The 14,256-nt window shown below is 36.3% G+C and carries 14 protein-coding genes; 5 read left to right on the top strand and 9 right to left on the bottom strand.

All coding sequences use genetic code 11. From position 1 onward, the window contains the following. The first annotated feature begins 318 nt into the window (after positions 1-318). Positions 319-1,125, top strand: a complete 807-nt coding sequence (locus AA0X95_RS14765; RefSeq protein ID WP_413299051.1) for an aspartate dehydrogenase — start codon at positions 319-321, stop codon at positions 1,123-1,125. 42 nt (positions 1,126-1,167) lie between these two features. Here the strand turns inward: AA0X95_RS14765 and AA0X95_RS14760 are convergent, their stop codons facing one another. Both AA0X95_RS14760 and yyaC read right to left on the bottom strand, forming a co-directional pair. Continuing rightward, positions 1,168-1,842: a GntR family transcriptional regulator gene (locus tag AA0X95_RS14760; RefSeq protein ID WP_413299049.1), complete on the bottom strand. Its 675-nt coding sequence runs from the start codon at positions 1,840-1,842 to the stop codon at positions 1,168-1,170. A 119-nt stretch (positions 1,843-1,961) separates the two neighbouring features. Next, positions 1,962-2,555 (bottom strand): spore protease YyaC, encoded by a 594-nt coding sequence (gene yyaC, locus AA0X95_RS14755; protein ID WP_413299047.1) that lies wholly within the window; start codon positions 2,553-2,555, stop codon positions 1,962-1,964. A gap of 374 nt (positions 2,556-2,929) precedes the next feature. On the opposite strand from yyaC, the gene AA0X95_RS14750 reads away from it, so the two are divergent. Together AA0X95_RS14750 and AA0X95_RS14745 are read left to right on the top strand one after the other, a co-directional pair. Then, positions 2,930-3,520: a guanylate kinase gene (locus AA0X95_RS14750; RefSeq protein WP_413299045.1), complete on the top strand. Its 591-nt coding sequence runs from the start codon at positions 2,930-2,932 to the stop codon at positions 3,518-3,520. Positions 3,521-3,672: 152 nt separating this feature from the next. After that, positions 3,673-4,500, top strand: coding sequence for an aldo/keto reductase (locus AA0X95_RS14745; protein ID WP_413299043.1), 828 nt, complete (start codon positions 3,673-3,675; stop codon positions 4,498-4,500). Between the two features lie 51 nt (positions 4,501-4,551). Here the strand turns inward: AA0X95_RS14745 and AA0X95_RS14740 are convergent, their stop codons facing one another. Continuing rightward, entirely contained in the window at positions 4,552-5,136 is a 585-nt protein-coding gene (locus AA0X95_RS14740; RefSeq protein ID WP_413299041.1) for a hypothetical protein, read from the bottom strand. A 230-nt stretch (positions 5,137-5,366) separates the two neighbouring features. Between AA0X95_RS14740 and AA0X95_RS14735 the strand changes: the two genes are divergently transcribed. Continuing rightward, positions 5,367-6,956, top strand: a complete 1,590-nt coding sequence (locus AA0X95_RS14735) for an acetolactate synthase large subunit (protein ID WP_413299039.1) — start codon at positions 5,367-5,369, stop codon at positions 6,954-6,956. A 42-nt stretch (positions 6,957-6,998) separates the two neighbouring features. On the opposite strand, the gene AA0X95_RS14730 is transcribed toward AA0X95_RS14735, so the two are convergent. The 3 genes from AA0X95_RS14730 to AA0X95_RS14720 form a co-directional block, all read right to left on the bottom strand. After that, entirely contained in the window at positions 6,999-7,562 is a 564-nt protein-coding gene (locus tag AA0X95_RS14730; protein WP_413299037.1) for a hypothetical protein, read from the bottom strand. 107 nt (positions 7,563-7,669) lie between these two features. Continuing rightward, positions 7,670-8,209: an NADPH-dependent FMN reductase gene (locus AA0X95_RS14725; RefSeq protein WP_413299035.1), complete on the bottom strand. Its 540-nt coding sequence runs from the start codon at positions 8,207-8,209 to the stop codon at positions 7,670-7,672. A 91-nt stretch (positions 8,210-8,300) separates the two neighbouring features. Beyond that, the gene (locus AA0X95_RS14720; protein ID WP_413299033.1) at positions 8,301-8,894 is read right to left on the bottom strand and encodes a class I SAM-dependent methyltransferase; all 594 of its coding nucleotides are present in this window, start codon (positions 8,892-8,894) and stop codon (positions 8,301-8,303) included. A gap of 165 nt (positions 8,895-9,059) precedes the next feature. Between AA0X95_RS14720 and AA0X95_RS14715 the strand changes: the two genes are divergently transcribed. Beyond that, positions 9,060-10,400 (top strand): FAD-dependent oxidoreductase, encoded by a 1,341-nt coding sequence (locus tag AA0X95_RS14715; protein WP_413299031.1) that lies wholly within the window; start codon positions 9,060-9,062, stop codon positions 10,398-10,400. Between the two features lie 339 nt (positions 10,401-10,739). Here the strand turns inward: AA0X95_RS14715 and AA0X95_RS14710 are convergent, their stop codons facing one another. The 3 genes from AA0X95_RS14710 to AA0X95_RS14700 form a co-directional block, all read right to left on the bottom strand. Beyond that, the gene (locus tag AA0X95_RS14710) at positions 10,740-11,216 is read right to left on the bottom strand and encodes a GNAT family N-acetyltransferase (protein WP_413299029.1); all 477 of its coding nucleotides are present in this window, start codon (positions 11,214-11,216) and stop codon (positions 10,740-10,742) included. Positions 11,217-11,219: 3 nt separating this feature from the next. Beyond that, complete coding sequence (locus tag AA0X95_RS14705) at positions 11,220-12,722, bottom strand: M81 family metallopeptidase (protein WP_413299027.1); 1,503 nt, start codon at positions 12,720-12,722, stop codon at positions 11,220-11,222. A gap of 74 nt (positions 12,723-12,796) precedes the next feature. Continuing rightward, positions 12,797-14,245 carry an aldehyde dehydrogenase family protein gene (locus AA0X95_RS14700; RefSeq protein ID WP_413299025.1) on the bottom strand — a complete coding sequence of 483 codons (1,449 nt, stop codon included), beginning with the start codon at positions 14,243-14,245 and terminating at the stop codon, positions 12,797-12,799. Between the last annotated feature and the right edge of the window lie 11 nt (positions 14,246-14,256).

Genomic DNA, 14,256 nt, shown 5'->3' with positions numbered 1-14,256 from the left:
TTTCCACCAAATAACTAATAGTAAAGGTTGTTTTGGTAGTATGATCTCCCAGGAAAATGGCCACTCCCCCCTCTTTTTTTCACTATGTAGACCTTGTTAACTATAAGGTTGAAATAAATATAACATTATTCTCTTTACTTTGCAAAACAATTTTGAAAATTTAGAAGTTTATATATATTCATAATATAAACCTTGATTTCAAGAAATTTTTTAGATAAAATAAAGAAAATTATTGGTATATAGTATACAAAAAAAGTCGTAGTTTCATAGTTTCAAATGTTTTTAGTTTGTTAAAATTTAGACAAGAGGAGAATAAATATGCTTAAAGCTGGTATTATTGGTTTCGGCACACTTGGTAGGAGTATTAGCGAATTAATTGCGTCCGGACAGGCTGGAAATGTAAAACTTCAAGCCATTTTAGTTAGAACCCCACTGAATCCTACTGATACTCCCCCCGTACATTGTACTGTTACAACGGAGGAAGAAGTTTTTTTTAATCAAAACTTAGATATCATAATTGAAGCTGCTGGACATCACGCCCTCCAGCTTTACGGTGAAAAAGCTCTTACATCAGGGAGTAACCTAGTTATTCTTTCCGTTGGTGCACTTGCAAATATTGACTTCTATGAGTCATTGATGAATACAGCCACTACACATAATAAACAATTGATTATCCCCTCTGCAGCTATCGCTGGCTTAGATCGAATAGCCTCAGGTATTTTAGGTGAGATTGATGAAATAAGACTTATTACGAGGAAACCACCAAAAAGTTGGTATGGAACAATAGCAGAGGAAAAAGTAAATCTTGAAACTATTCAGGAGCCATATTGCATTTTCGACGGGAATGCTAGACACGCAGCAAAATTATTCCCAGAAAATGTAAATGTCTCAGCTGCACTAAGTCTTGCTGGTATAGGATTTGAGGACACAAGGGTTCAAGTGTATGTTGACCCGACAATTACTAAAAACACACATACAATCCTAGCAAAAGGGTATTTTGGTCAAGTTGAGATTTCAGTGCAGAACAATCCTTTTACTCAAAACCCAAAATCTAGCCCCATAGTATCAATGAGTGTGGCGAAGGTTTTAAAAAATCTAACTTCAGCCCTTGTCATTGGGGTATAAAAATAAAAAGTGAAACTCCATCCGGTGATGAAGTTTCACTTTTTATTTTTTCTTTCCAATATTCACGGCTTCAATATACGCTTTTCGAGAATTTTCAATATGGATTTTGGTCAAATATTCAGCCATCTCCACTTCTTGATTTACGATGGCTTCCATAATTCTTAAATGTTCTTCCATAGACTGTTTTGGACGGCCAGGATTTTTATATCCCGTTTTTGCAAATGCCCTAATATAATCAGATAATCCACTCAGCATTTCATATAACTTGTTATTTTTAGCCGAGCTGTATAGGAGATGATTCAATTCACCATGTAGATGAGAGAAATCCTGGTCATTATCTTCCTTGAGACAGTCTTCAATCTTTCTACTGTATTCAATAAATTTACTTTTCGCATCATCATCTAACTTTTGAGCGGCTAATTTCGCTGCCAATACTTCAAGAGATGAAAGAATTGTAAATACTTCGATAATTTCCTTCTCAGAAATATCTGCAACGATTACACCTTTCCTAGGAACTGTTTTTACAAACCCTTGTGATTCTAATCTAAATAGCGCTTCACGAATAGGTGTTCTACTTATATTCAATCGTTCAGCCAGTTCACGTTCCACTAAACGATCTCCTGTTTTAAATTCACCTTCTAAGATCAAGTCTTTTATGTGTATATAGACCCTTTCGCGCAAAGATATTAGGTCTTCCTCTACCCAATTATTCCCCACTTTTTCTCCTTCTTTCTAGGTATACATTGTACCAATTATATCGTAATCTATTTGTAAACATCAACTTATATGGATGAATTTTCCACAATAAAATTTCTTGTTATCCTGATTTCACCCTACTAATGGACCATAGATTCATCAAAGACTGCATCCGTAATCATCTTTGTCATCATTTCAGCAAGTCTCATTACGACAAACAATCTTGTATTATTAAGTGATTGGGCGGGAGATAGTGGGTCCAGGTAATTAACAATTGCTTTCAAATGGTAATCTCCGACATTAGGTAAAGATTTGTTTAAAGCCATTCCTGGTATAAAAGGTCCTTCTTTTAACAAGATGAACCCTATTTGTCTTTCATCACCCAAACAGGCATCAATACCTAAAATAAATGGCTCATGATAAGTTTGTGAAATATCTTTCATTGTTTTCTTAATATTTAATGCATGGACTGGTTCTTCTAATGTTCCATAAACAGGATATGGAATTTTTCTATCTTTTAACATCGTACCTACAAGTGGTCCGAGTGAGTCTCCTGTTGAACGGTCGGAACCCACACACAAAATAATGAATGGATTGGAGGTGTTAGAAAATATTTCTTTCAATTTATTAACCATTTCTTGAAATTCAGTTCCTTCAGTGGTCTGTTTAAGGGAATAATAATATAACCTTTCATCTCTTTTATACTTGTTTTTCTTGCCATTAAAAGGCCACATTCCCATCCACCTCAGATCTAGTTGTTTTTTCTCTTTCCATTTGAATACTTTGTACTTTTCACTATACATGCATTGTATATTCTTTATTTTATGATAAGTATGTTAAAACCTGCTATATTCGTGTTAATAAAAATCACTTAAAGACACTGGTTCGTTCACAGCTTTGTAACATTTAAAGTCTTATAGAGTACTAAAAGTACTTTTTGTAAAGCATAATCTCCGATAACTGTCCTAAAAAGCAGAAAAGTCAGATATTTATTTGAGAATCTGTTATACTATTAGTATCCTCAAAAATCTAATAAGGGAAAATACTTATTTGCTCATTCCCCAATGTTCTTTTTATGAGATCTATAATTCATTGCAGGAGGTTTGCTATGTACAAGATTAAAGAAAAAGAAAAAATATTTATTTACACTGGACCAGATGGCTCTGGAAGAAAAACTATCGCTAAAATGGTCGCAACTGCTTTTGATATGGAAACTGTGCTCTCCTACACTACTCGTCCTCCCCGTCCTTATGAGAAAAATGGTGAAGACTACCATTTTATTAATGAAGAAGATTTCAAAAAAATGCAAGAAAACCATGAGTTTCTAGAAAGTGTAGAAATAGATGGATTCTATTATGGTATTTGTGAACAGGATATTGTAAAAGCATTCGAGAATCATAATTTTGTTTATTTAACTTTAAATCCTGAAGGTACAGAAAAATTGAAGAAGTTATATGGAGAACGAGTCATGCGTTTCTTCATTTATGCTGACCGAGATACAGTTATTGAAAGACAAAAAGAACGCCAAGATAATACAGCCGATATTAATCGTCATATGAGCCATTATGATGAAATTATGGCCTATAAATCCAGTTGTGAACATGCCTTTGAAAACTATGACCTACCACAAGTTTCTTTTCAAATTAGTGAGGTCATTGAAGCTTTTCTTGATAGAGGTTTTGAAGTAACCGATTATTAAGCAAATCATCACATAGGACCAGGATATATGTATCCCATTATTCAAGGTCCTATTTTACATGGATTGATATTCCATAAAACCCATTTCATTGATTTTCAACTTTAGTAAGTACTATACTAATTTTAATATATTTCAAGGAGGAAACTGATGATATGAAAGGCTTACACGATACAACCACATTACATAATGGAGTTAAAATGCCATGGTTTGGACTTGGTGTTTATAAAGTGCGCCAAGGAGAAGAAGCACTGCATGCTGTAAAACATGCTCTAAATGCTGGCTACAAAAGCATTGATACTGCTGCACTTTATGATAATGAAGAAAGTGTAGGACAAGCCATTAAAGAGGCAGGTATTCCACGGGAAGAGTTGTTTATAACTACAAAAGTGTGGAATTCAGATCAGCGGAATGATACCGTCCTTGAAGCATTTGAAACAAGCCTAAGTAAACTTGGTCTTGATTATGTTGATTTGTATCTGGTTCACTGGCCAGTAAAGGAAAAGTATAAAGATACGTGGAAGGTTCTTGAAACATTATATAAAGAGGGCCGTGTGAAGGCAATTGGTGTCAGCAATTTTAATATCCACCATCTTGAAGATGTAATGTCTATTGCTGAGATTAAACCAATGGTCAATCAGGTGGAATTACATCCCCTATTCTCACAGCCAGAATTGCGAGAATTTTGTATGAAGCATGAGATACAAATTGAGGCTTGGGCGCCTCTAGGACAAGGTCGTCTACTTGATCACCCTGTATTACAGGAAATTGCTTCAGCTCACCATAAATCAATCGCGCAGGTTATCTTGCGCTGGGACCTACAAAATAGAATTGTAACCATTCCAAAGTCAATCAAAGAAAGCAGAATTATTGAAAATGCTAATATTTTTGATTTTACGTTAAATGAAAGTGACATGGAGAAAATAAATGCACTAAACGAGAACAAGAGATTTGGAGCGGATCCGGACAATTTTGATTTCTAAAAAGGTAAAAAGATGGTCTCATAGATTTTCTACGAGACCATCTTTTAAGTTTCACTTCACTACAGTCGTTTTCGAATTAGTTGATGAGAAAGTGTTTGTTGCTCGACTTATAAGAATGTTAGCTGCAAGAAGCCCTAAGATAATTGCTATCACAATTGTAATTATGGAACCACTCATAGTTAATTTTACAGTCATTAAGAACAGGATAGAGATCGTTAACATCGTCATTATCAAAACAGAATTCCAAAGTATACGATCTCTAACTTTTTCCAACAATCCCTCTGACGGAACCAACTCCGTCTCAGCCATGGCACCATTTAAAATAGACTTTAACCTGCGCAAATTAATGATTGGCCCCATAAAAGTCATAATTAGCAACATAGCCAACGAAATGTCTACCCATGAATTCCCCCATCCCCACGAGGTGAATACCAAGTATAACCCTGGGACTAAAATCAAAATCACGCTGAATGGAAGTAATCCATCCAGCTTAACTGCAAGTGCAGCCCAATTCCGTAGTCCTTCCGTTTTTGTAGAATAAAGCATCGAAATCATAGCCAGTAGGGTGAAGCCAACGGCTACAAACATGATAACAGCCCCTAAAATATGTATAAATAATACAATATTATATAACAAAACTCCTATACCCCCTTTTAATTTTCTAATTTTAACATATAAACAATATAAATAGAGGTAAAATGTCCTACTATTGTAAAAAAATTTTTAAACATTGCAGATTCATTAATGTATATCAGTTACCTAACTAATGATTAATTAGGAATTGGCTAAAACTAGGATTATTATGATTCATGTTCATTTTCTGTACCGAAGCCAAACAATGGAAATAAGGATCTAAAGGAGGAACTATGAAAGTCACGGACGTACTCGTACATTGCTTAGAAAATGAAGGCGTGGAATATGTATTTGGCATCGTTGGTAAGGAATCGCTTGATTTAACAGATTCGTTATCAAAATCAAAACAAATTAAGTTCATTAATGTCAGGCATGAACAAGGTGCTGCATTTATGGCGGATGTATATGGCAGACTGTCAAAAAAAGTGGGTGTTTGTTTAGCGACATTGGGCCCAGGTGCTACAAATTTATTGACGGGTATTGCTAGCGCACAGCTTGATCATTCACCTGTGGTGGCATTAATTGGACAAGCAGGTGTCGATCGACATCATAATGAATCACATCAATATTTAGATATAGTAAAAATAGTAGAGCCCACAACCAAATGGAGCACACAAATCAAGGAAGCAGTGTCTGTGCCTGTCGTAATTCGAAAAGCTTTTAGAATCGCACAAATGGAGAAACCAGGTTCGGTAGCCATTACATTACCGGAGAACTTTTCTCCCCAAATGATTCAAAATAGTCCCATACCTGTGACACCTCTACCTGAAAGTATCCCTTTTTTAGAATCTATCAAATCAGCTATAACTTCTATTCAAAAACATAGAAAACCCTTTATTATTATCGGAAACGGAGTAATTAGGCAAGATGCAATCTCAGAGCTTCAGATGTTTATCAATACCCTTCAAACCCCAGTTTCACACAGCTTTATGGCAAAAGGTGTGTTAGATAAAGAGAACCCACTAAACTTTTTTACATTAGGATTTAATGAAAACGATATGGTTGTACAAGGTATTAATGAAGCTGACCTCCTAATTGTTATAGGTTTCGACTTTGTAGAAAAGCTGCCCAAGGATTGGAATGCTAACAAACTTCCTATTTTACATATCGACAGCCTCCCTGCTGAAATAAATGAATATTATCCTGTAGATTGTGAATTGGTCGGTAATATACAGAAAACTCTTCAGTTACTGAATCAATTTGAAATTCCTGCTAAATCATGGGTACCTTCTGGCAATCTTAAGGAGGAAATAAAAAAAACTTATCAAATATTTAATAAATCTGACAAGCCTAGTACCGATACTTTAACAATTGAAAATATTCTTTATATTATTGAAAGACATACTTTGGACAACACGATTGTAATTTCAGATGTCGGGTCTCACAAAGTTTCAATTGCACGCACCTATCAACCTAAAATGCCAAATAGATGTATCATTTCAAACGGACTTGCTTCAATGGGAATCGCATTACCAGGATCCATAGGAGCCAAGCTTGCGTGTCCGTCTGACCCCGTAATCTGTATAACTGGCGATGGTGGTGTGCTAATGAATTTTGCAGAAATTGAGACGGCTAAACGCCTTGGTCTCTCCTTTATAATAATTGTGTTAAATGACTCGATGTTAAAACTTGAGGTGCAACAGATGGATAAAATGTTTGGGAAAAGTTATGGAGTAACCTTCCAAAACCCAGACTTCATCCAATTAGCAGAAAGCTTTGGAATAAAAGGAAGAAGAGCAAGAAACCTCATTGAATTTGAGACCATACTTAAAGAAGAATTGCTGTCTTTAAAGGGAATTGTCTTAATTGATATTGTCATGTAAACTCCTCTTCACCTAAATAATTGTCTTTGGGATTTTGGAAGGTTACCAGGCTTTAGTTTTCTTAAGTCGTCTAAAACAAAATAAGCCAACGTCTACCAAAATCCAATTATAAAGGAAGGAAAATAAGAAAATACCACCTGATATATAAAATGAAAAAGAGTTAGATACAATTGGACCTAGTACGGGGAAATGAAAAACATATAATAGGCTATTAACTCCTAACGTTAAGACCATTGTACCAGTTAGAATGATGGTCAGTCTCATCTTAAAAAAATGAAAAGCAGCCCCGACACTAAGTCCTAACAAGCCAGTTGTGAAAGGAAATACCATTAATTCACTTGGTTGGAGGATGAGTAATAATAGATTTGTTAGAATATAGGACATAACTCCAAGTGGAAATGAAAGCATAGCGCAGATTAGGATGGGAGCTGTTGCAAATGGACTTATAAAATATCCTACTCCAGGTAAAAGATCACCAGCTGCTTGAAGAACTGCTGCCAGACTGGCGAATAGCCCACCGAAAACAAGCTGTCTTGTTTTTGATTGCTTCTGGAAGGTCAATTGGCTTGATGTAACATCATCAGAAATAAATTTTAAAAAATACAAAGGTTCCACCTCACTTTAACTACAATATATTATAGTTTACTGTGAGTGGAACCTATGACTGTCCCATCACTTTTTATCATTCAAAGTCTTTGGACATGCACTATTCCTTATTCTTTAATAAAATTTACAAATCGTTCAATGACATCATCAAGAAATGATAATGTGGCTTCATCTACTAACTTTCCGGTTTCTTCATCAAACTTTGCTGATGATTGATTAATTAAGATCTCATTGCCAACTGGCGACAAAAGTTTTACCTGTAAGGCAGTTAAGATTTGACGCAAATGGAGCTGTGCACGTATAGTACCCATTAATCCAGTAGTCGCACCCGCCGTCATTACAGGTTTTCCAATGAGTACTTTATCAACACGAGATAGCCAATCTAGTGCATTTTTTAACACACCAGGAATTGACCAATTGTATTCAGGAGTAATGATGATCACCCCGTCTGCTTCTTTTACCTTCCTCTTAAAGTCAATTACAGACTCAGGAGGATTGTTTTCAGTATCCTGATCATAATGCGGGAGCAAGCCAAGGTCCAATATTTCTAAATCGAATGTTTGGACTTGCCGCTCTTTAATAGTTGCTGCCAATTGCTTATTAAAAGAGCCCTTCCGCAAGCTTCCTACAATCGCTACTATTTTCATAATTGTTCACACCTTTGTATAGAATCATATTATGTAACATTTCGATTATAGAAAGAAAAAAATGAATATTCAATAAATGTGCCTAGTCTATCTATTTTTTATTGGTCGCCACTATAGAAATAAATAAATCACTATAATATGTTTCAATACTATTTATTGAGACTCCGTGTTCTTGAAATAACTCCATTGTGTTCCGATTTAAACAACAACCATCACAGACTTTTTTCCATGCTGGAGTTAACCACTCCTGAAGTGCACCTAAAAATTGACTTTTCATTTTTACATGCTCAAATAGCAGAATTCTCCCTTCAGGTTTGCATACCCGGTTCAGTTCTAAAAGAGCTTTTTTAGGATTGGGAATCGTACAAAATACAAGAGTTGCTACAACTGTATCAAATGTATTATCTTCAAAAGGCAATTCCTCTGCACTTGCCTGAACCATTTCGATAGGGGTAACCGTTTGTTTCATTTTTGATAGCGAACGTTCAATCATATGGGGACTAGGTTCTATTGCAGTCACCTTTTCTACTCCTTTATAAAAAGGGAAATTGATTCCAGTCCCTGCCCCTATTTCCAGGACATTCCCCTCTGCCTTTGAAATAAGTTCATTTCTTATCCTCTTAAACTTCTTTTTCTCTAGCGGATTCATAAAAAAGTCATACCATTTAGCAAATAAACGACTCAACCGACTCAACTCCAAAAATATAAAATGTAATCCTATTATACTGCTTTTAAATTTATTGACTGTCTTAATGTTTTAATACCTGACTCGAGTTAACAATATATCCCTAATGAAAATAATATGCTATCTTTAGTAAGAAGAAAAATAGATATGTGAGGTGTTCAGCCTTTGTCTCGAAAGGAAAAAGCAGTAGTGATTGGTGGTGGAATCTCAGGAAAATTAGCGGCTCGTGTGTTGTCTGATTTTTTTCATGAGGTAGTCATCCTAGAACGTGATCAGGAACCTGAAGGCCCGTTCCCTAGAAAGGGTACTCCACAAGGCGAGCATATACACGCACTTCTCCATGCTGGTGAATCCGGACTGGAATCCTTATTTCCAGGAATTACTGAAAGATTTTATTCAAGTGGGGCCATAAAAATAAATTCTACAAAAGATCTTGTATGGTTTCATCATGGTGTTTGGAAGCTACGATTTGAAGGTGAATATTCCACAATCCTTCAAACACGTCCCCATTTAGAATGGCACATAGAACAATATATTAAGAGAATACCGAATGTAACAATTCAGTACAACCAAGTGGTCCAAAACTTTATATATAAAGAAAAAGAGAATATCATTTTTGGCGTTGAAGTTATTAATAGAAGTGGCATTAAAGAAAAGATACTTGCAGACTTAGTAGTGGATGCTAGTGGTGTGAGTGGTATTACCTCTAAGTGGTTTGAAAAACTAGGAATACATATACCTGAAAGAAAGGCTAATATAGGCTTAAGTTACATTAGTAGAACCTTTCAATTAGCTAATAATCAAGACAGAGACTGGGCAATAAAAATTTTATATCCCAATCCTCCAGTAGAGAAAATGGGTGGTACCATCTCAAAAGTAGAGGGAAATCGTTTCCTCGTCACAATTAATGGCTACCATAATATAATAAATGAAAAAGAAGACCTTAATGTGGATGGAGGCTTTATAGAACTCGCAAAAAAATTGCCAAAACTAGATATCTATGAAGAAATTAAGGATGCTATCCCTTTATCAAGCACCTCCATTTACCGGGTACCCCAAATTGTTTGGAGACAATATCAAAAAGTTAAACATTTTCCAGAAGGTCTTTTAGTTATAGGTGATACAATTTGCAGAATTGATCCTGTTTTTGGACAAGGCATGAGTATATCTGTTTTAGAAGCACTTGCGCTCCAACGACTTTTTAAGAAGAGTGACCGTTCCATGAAAAAAATTGCAACTACGTTTCATAAACAGGCTACGAAAATTATTTCTCCTATATGGAATATGGTCATGACTGAAGATTTTCGTTATCCAGAAACAAAGGGAAAAAAGCCTATGGGAATCTTCATTCAACAATGGTACGCCAAAAATATCTTTCTTATTTCGTCGCGAAATCAATATGTTTATAACTCATTATATAAAGTTATGAACCTTATTCATCCAATGACAACACTCATGCACCCTAGAATACTAAAAACAGTATTGAAACAGACTTTTCTTAAATAAAAGGCTCTGTTATCACTGTATGTTGAATTTATAGTGTTTGAAAAATAAACGGAAAAATTCCGCTTAAATTGGGAAATGCCGTTATTTCCTTAAAAATAAGGGGAATTTTTCCGTTTATATGATCCAAATCATTGGATTTTGTCTTATTTTAGAGCAGTTAAAGGGAATTTCTCCGCTTATTTCTGCTTATTAATCTGCCTCTATATACAATAGACGGAAATTCTCCGCTTAATAATTCTTCTACCTACACTTAAATCAACAATGAATGATAACAGAGCCAAATAAAAAAACTGCAGCCTGATTTCAGTCTGCAGCTTTTTTATACAATTCAATCTAGAACTAAAGTGCTTTCTCCATATAATAACGATCTTCCCCTACTCCAAACTCAGAGTATCTTGTTTCTTTAATTTCAAATCCTTCTTTTTCATATAACTTTACAGCAGGAAGGTTTTTCACACTAACAGTTAAGCAAACAACAGAAAACCCATCATTTTTCAGAATAGAACTTACTTCCTGCAAGAATATTTTTCCGACTCCCTTGCCTTTATAATCGGAGCGAACATAATAGCCAAAGATATAGGCTTTATTGGGATTCTTATAATCTCTCATACACTCGCAAACGGCCACAGGACGGTCATCACTTGGTTGTTTATATAAAATGAGTTTTCCAAAGCGAGCTATAGGCACAAGTGTCTGTTCGTCAACGGCACCTGTGCCTGGAAATGCATCATTTTCCAACTCCATCATCATTTTTTGGTCTTCCGGCGTTAATTTTACAGGAATATCAATATAAAAATTCTTTTCCATAACTGTCATATCTTATACCTCCATTAATACAGCATAATCTATATCTTTAAGCGGCCATATTTTCTCTGGGATATTTTTATAAGAAAAATGCTGTAAATCATTAGATGCCACTCCTGGCGCATCTACATAAATGACCTTACTAATTAAAGGATCAAAAGCTGCCCGAAAGTGATTTTTCACTTTTAACCCTAAAATAGAATAAGCGGTTGGCTCAATACCTATATGTCGAAACATTTCCGGGTCATTTGCTGACATAGGGCGCCCGATGAGAAGAATATCCACTTCTCCCGCTTTAATATAAGCTGCCCCTTTCACATCCATTCTTAAATGTTGATTGAAGGGACCGCTATTGTAGAAAACTCCATCTGAAAGAGCCAGCACCTTTGCTCTTACTTGAACAGGCCTACCAAACTCAGGAGAAGTTTTCCCTCCTAGGTCAAGCATGACCATATTTCCTACTCCAGCCTTCTGACATCTTTCAATCGATTCAGGATCAGTCAATCCACCAAACAACGTGTGGGGTTGATTCATGTTGATAAACTCTTTTAATAAAAGGGTCGTGTCACCACTGCCACAACTTAATGGGTTATCAGAGATATCAGCCAAAACAATAGGTTTTTCTTCCTTTAATGACAAAGCCTGATTCATTCCTTCTTTAACAGTTGGGAGCCGCATAATAAATTCATTCCGAAGCTCCCAAAATTTATTTGCTAATTTACTAGCCGCCTTATCTGCACTGCTTTTGTCATTTGCAATAACAAGAACACTAGCCCCAACCATCGGAATGTCGGAATACGGAAATCCGCCAAATACAGAAGCATTAATAATAGAAGGTTCTCCTTCAAGTTTTAAAGCTAGTTCAATCAAATGATGCATAGGACCTTCTACTGTACGCATGTTAATAGAAGGTGGCATCATGGGTAGCTTGATGAAGGAAGCGACATATTTTTTTTGTTCTAATAAGACCTCAAGGAGTAATTTAGCTGCATTAACTCCTTGATTATACATATCAACGTGGGGATAGGTTTTAAATCCAAAATGATAAGGAGTATGCTCTAACATCCTCGCACTTACATTTGCATGCATATCTAAAGTCGTTGCAATCGAAATATCATTCCCTGTGATTTTTCTAATTTCCCTTAACAGATTCTCTTCAGGATCAAAGAGGTCTTCTACGACCATGGCACCATGTAGAGCTAATAACAAACCGTCTAAATTGCCGGCCTTCTCTAATTCCGTCAGCATTTCTTTTTCTATTAGCTGATAGGCTTCATTCGTTACCGGTCCTGCTGGTGTCGCCGCTGCACATAAAAGTGGAACGACTTGAATTTGCTCTTCCTTTGTAAGCACGTCCAAAAAGCCGCCAACTTCTGTTTTTGTCCCTGTATAAGCAGAAAAAATTTCTTCTCCTTTAAAATAACCCTCATTATAAAATGCTTCAATATCAGTTTTTAAAGGAGCGAAACTGTGAGATTCATGATAGAAAAAAGCGATTCCAACTCGAAGCTTTTTCATTAAACATCTCCCTTATAATAATAAGTAATGCACTAAATATATGAAACTATTTTTGAAGGACTCCACTGTTAATACTAATAGGTAGTATAAATTGATTTCCACTCTGTCATCACATCAAAAGCATGATGGGATACCTCGCGATGTCCGTTTCCTGATTGTTTCGTTCCACCGAATGCTACACCAAGTTCTGCGTTGGAAGTCCCGTTATTAATATAAACTAACCCACTTTCAAGTTCTTTCGCCCCACGATTTGCATAGTAAAGGCTGTTCGTAAACAATGAAGTCGATAACCCATAAATGGTGTCATTATTCACTTCAATCGCTTCTTCAAAGCTATTAACTTCGATAAAAGCTAAAACTGGACCAAAGATTTCTTCCTGAGCAACCGCATCCTCTTTTTTCACATTACTTAAGATTGTAGGCTCATAGAAGAATCCTCTTTCACTTGCTAATCGTTTACCGCCACATTCTATCATTGCTCCCTGTTCAACAGCTAAGGCTACATATTTTTCAACAGTATCCATCTGCTGTTTATTGGTTAGTGGACCAATGTCAATACCTGGTTCAAGGCCATTTCCTATATTTAGTTGTTTAGTTAGAGAAACAACTCGGTTTAGTAATTCATCCTTTACTTTTGATTCAACAATGACCCGGCTAGCAGCCGTACATCTTTGCCCCGTTGTTGTAAACGCAGCTTTAACAATCGCTTCAGCGGCAAGTTTTAGATCTGCATCTTTCAACACAATAACAGCATTTTTCCCGCCAAGCTCTAAAGCTACTCTTTTTAATGTCTTGGCCGCTGTTTCTGATAGTTTAATCCCCACTTCCGTAGAACCGGTAAATGAGATGACCTTTACATCCTTATGTTCAGCCAGCTTTGCCCCGACCTTACTTCCTGATCCCGTAATTAAGTTTAAGACTCCTTTTGGGAGCCCAATTTCATGGAAAATATCTGTAAAAATTTGTGCTGAAAGAGCAACTTCAGAGGCTGGCTTCCATACAACGGTATTCCCACTAATTAGGGCAGCTAAAATTTTGTAGCCTGCCAATGAGACAGGGAAGTTCCAAGGTGTGATACAAGCGACAACACCCATCGGCTCACGGACCATCATAATATGGCGGTTTTCAGCACCCGCACCAACGGTTTCACCAAAAAGTCTTCTTCCCTCTCCCGCCATATATTTGCAGGTTTCAATGACGACACCCACTTCACCAAGGGATTCCGCTAATACCTTCCCCATTTCCTGTGTCATCATTTGAGCTAAGAACTCCTTTTTCTCTTCAAAAGCCTTTGCAGCTTTCCATAGAAATTGGGCTCTATCTGGCAATGGGGTGTTTTTCCACTTTTTGAAGGCCATTCGGGCACTTTCTACCGCATCATCCACTTGTGACGGGGTTGTAGCCGCACAGTAGCCCACCACTTCCTCTGTCGCAGGGTTGATACTTATAAAAAATTCCTGTTCCTCTTCTTGAATCCAAGAACCATTTATATACAATCCTTTTTTCTCAGCTTGTTGGATCATTGTTTGACCTC

The sequence above is a fragment of the Neobacillus phoenicis genome (assembly GCF_047302305.1).
Lineage (GTDB): Bacteria > Bacillota > Bacilli > Bacillales > Cytobacillaceae > Neobacillus.
The sequence above is the reverse complement of the archived record's forward strand: the minus strand, read 5'-3'. Positions and strand labels throughout refer to the sequence as shown.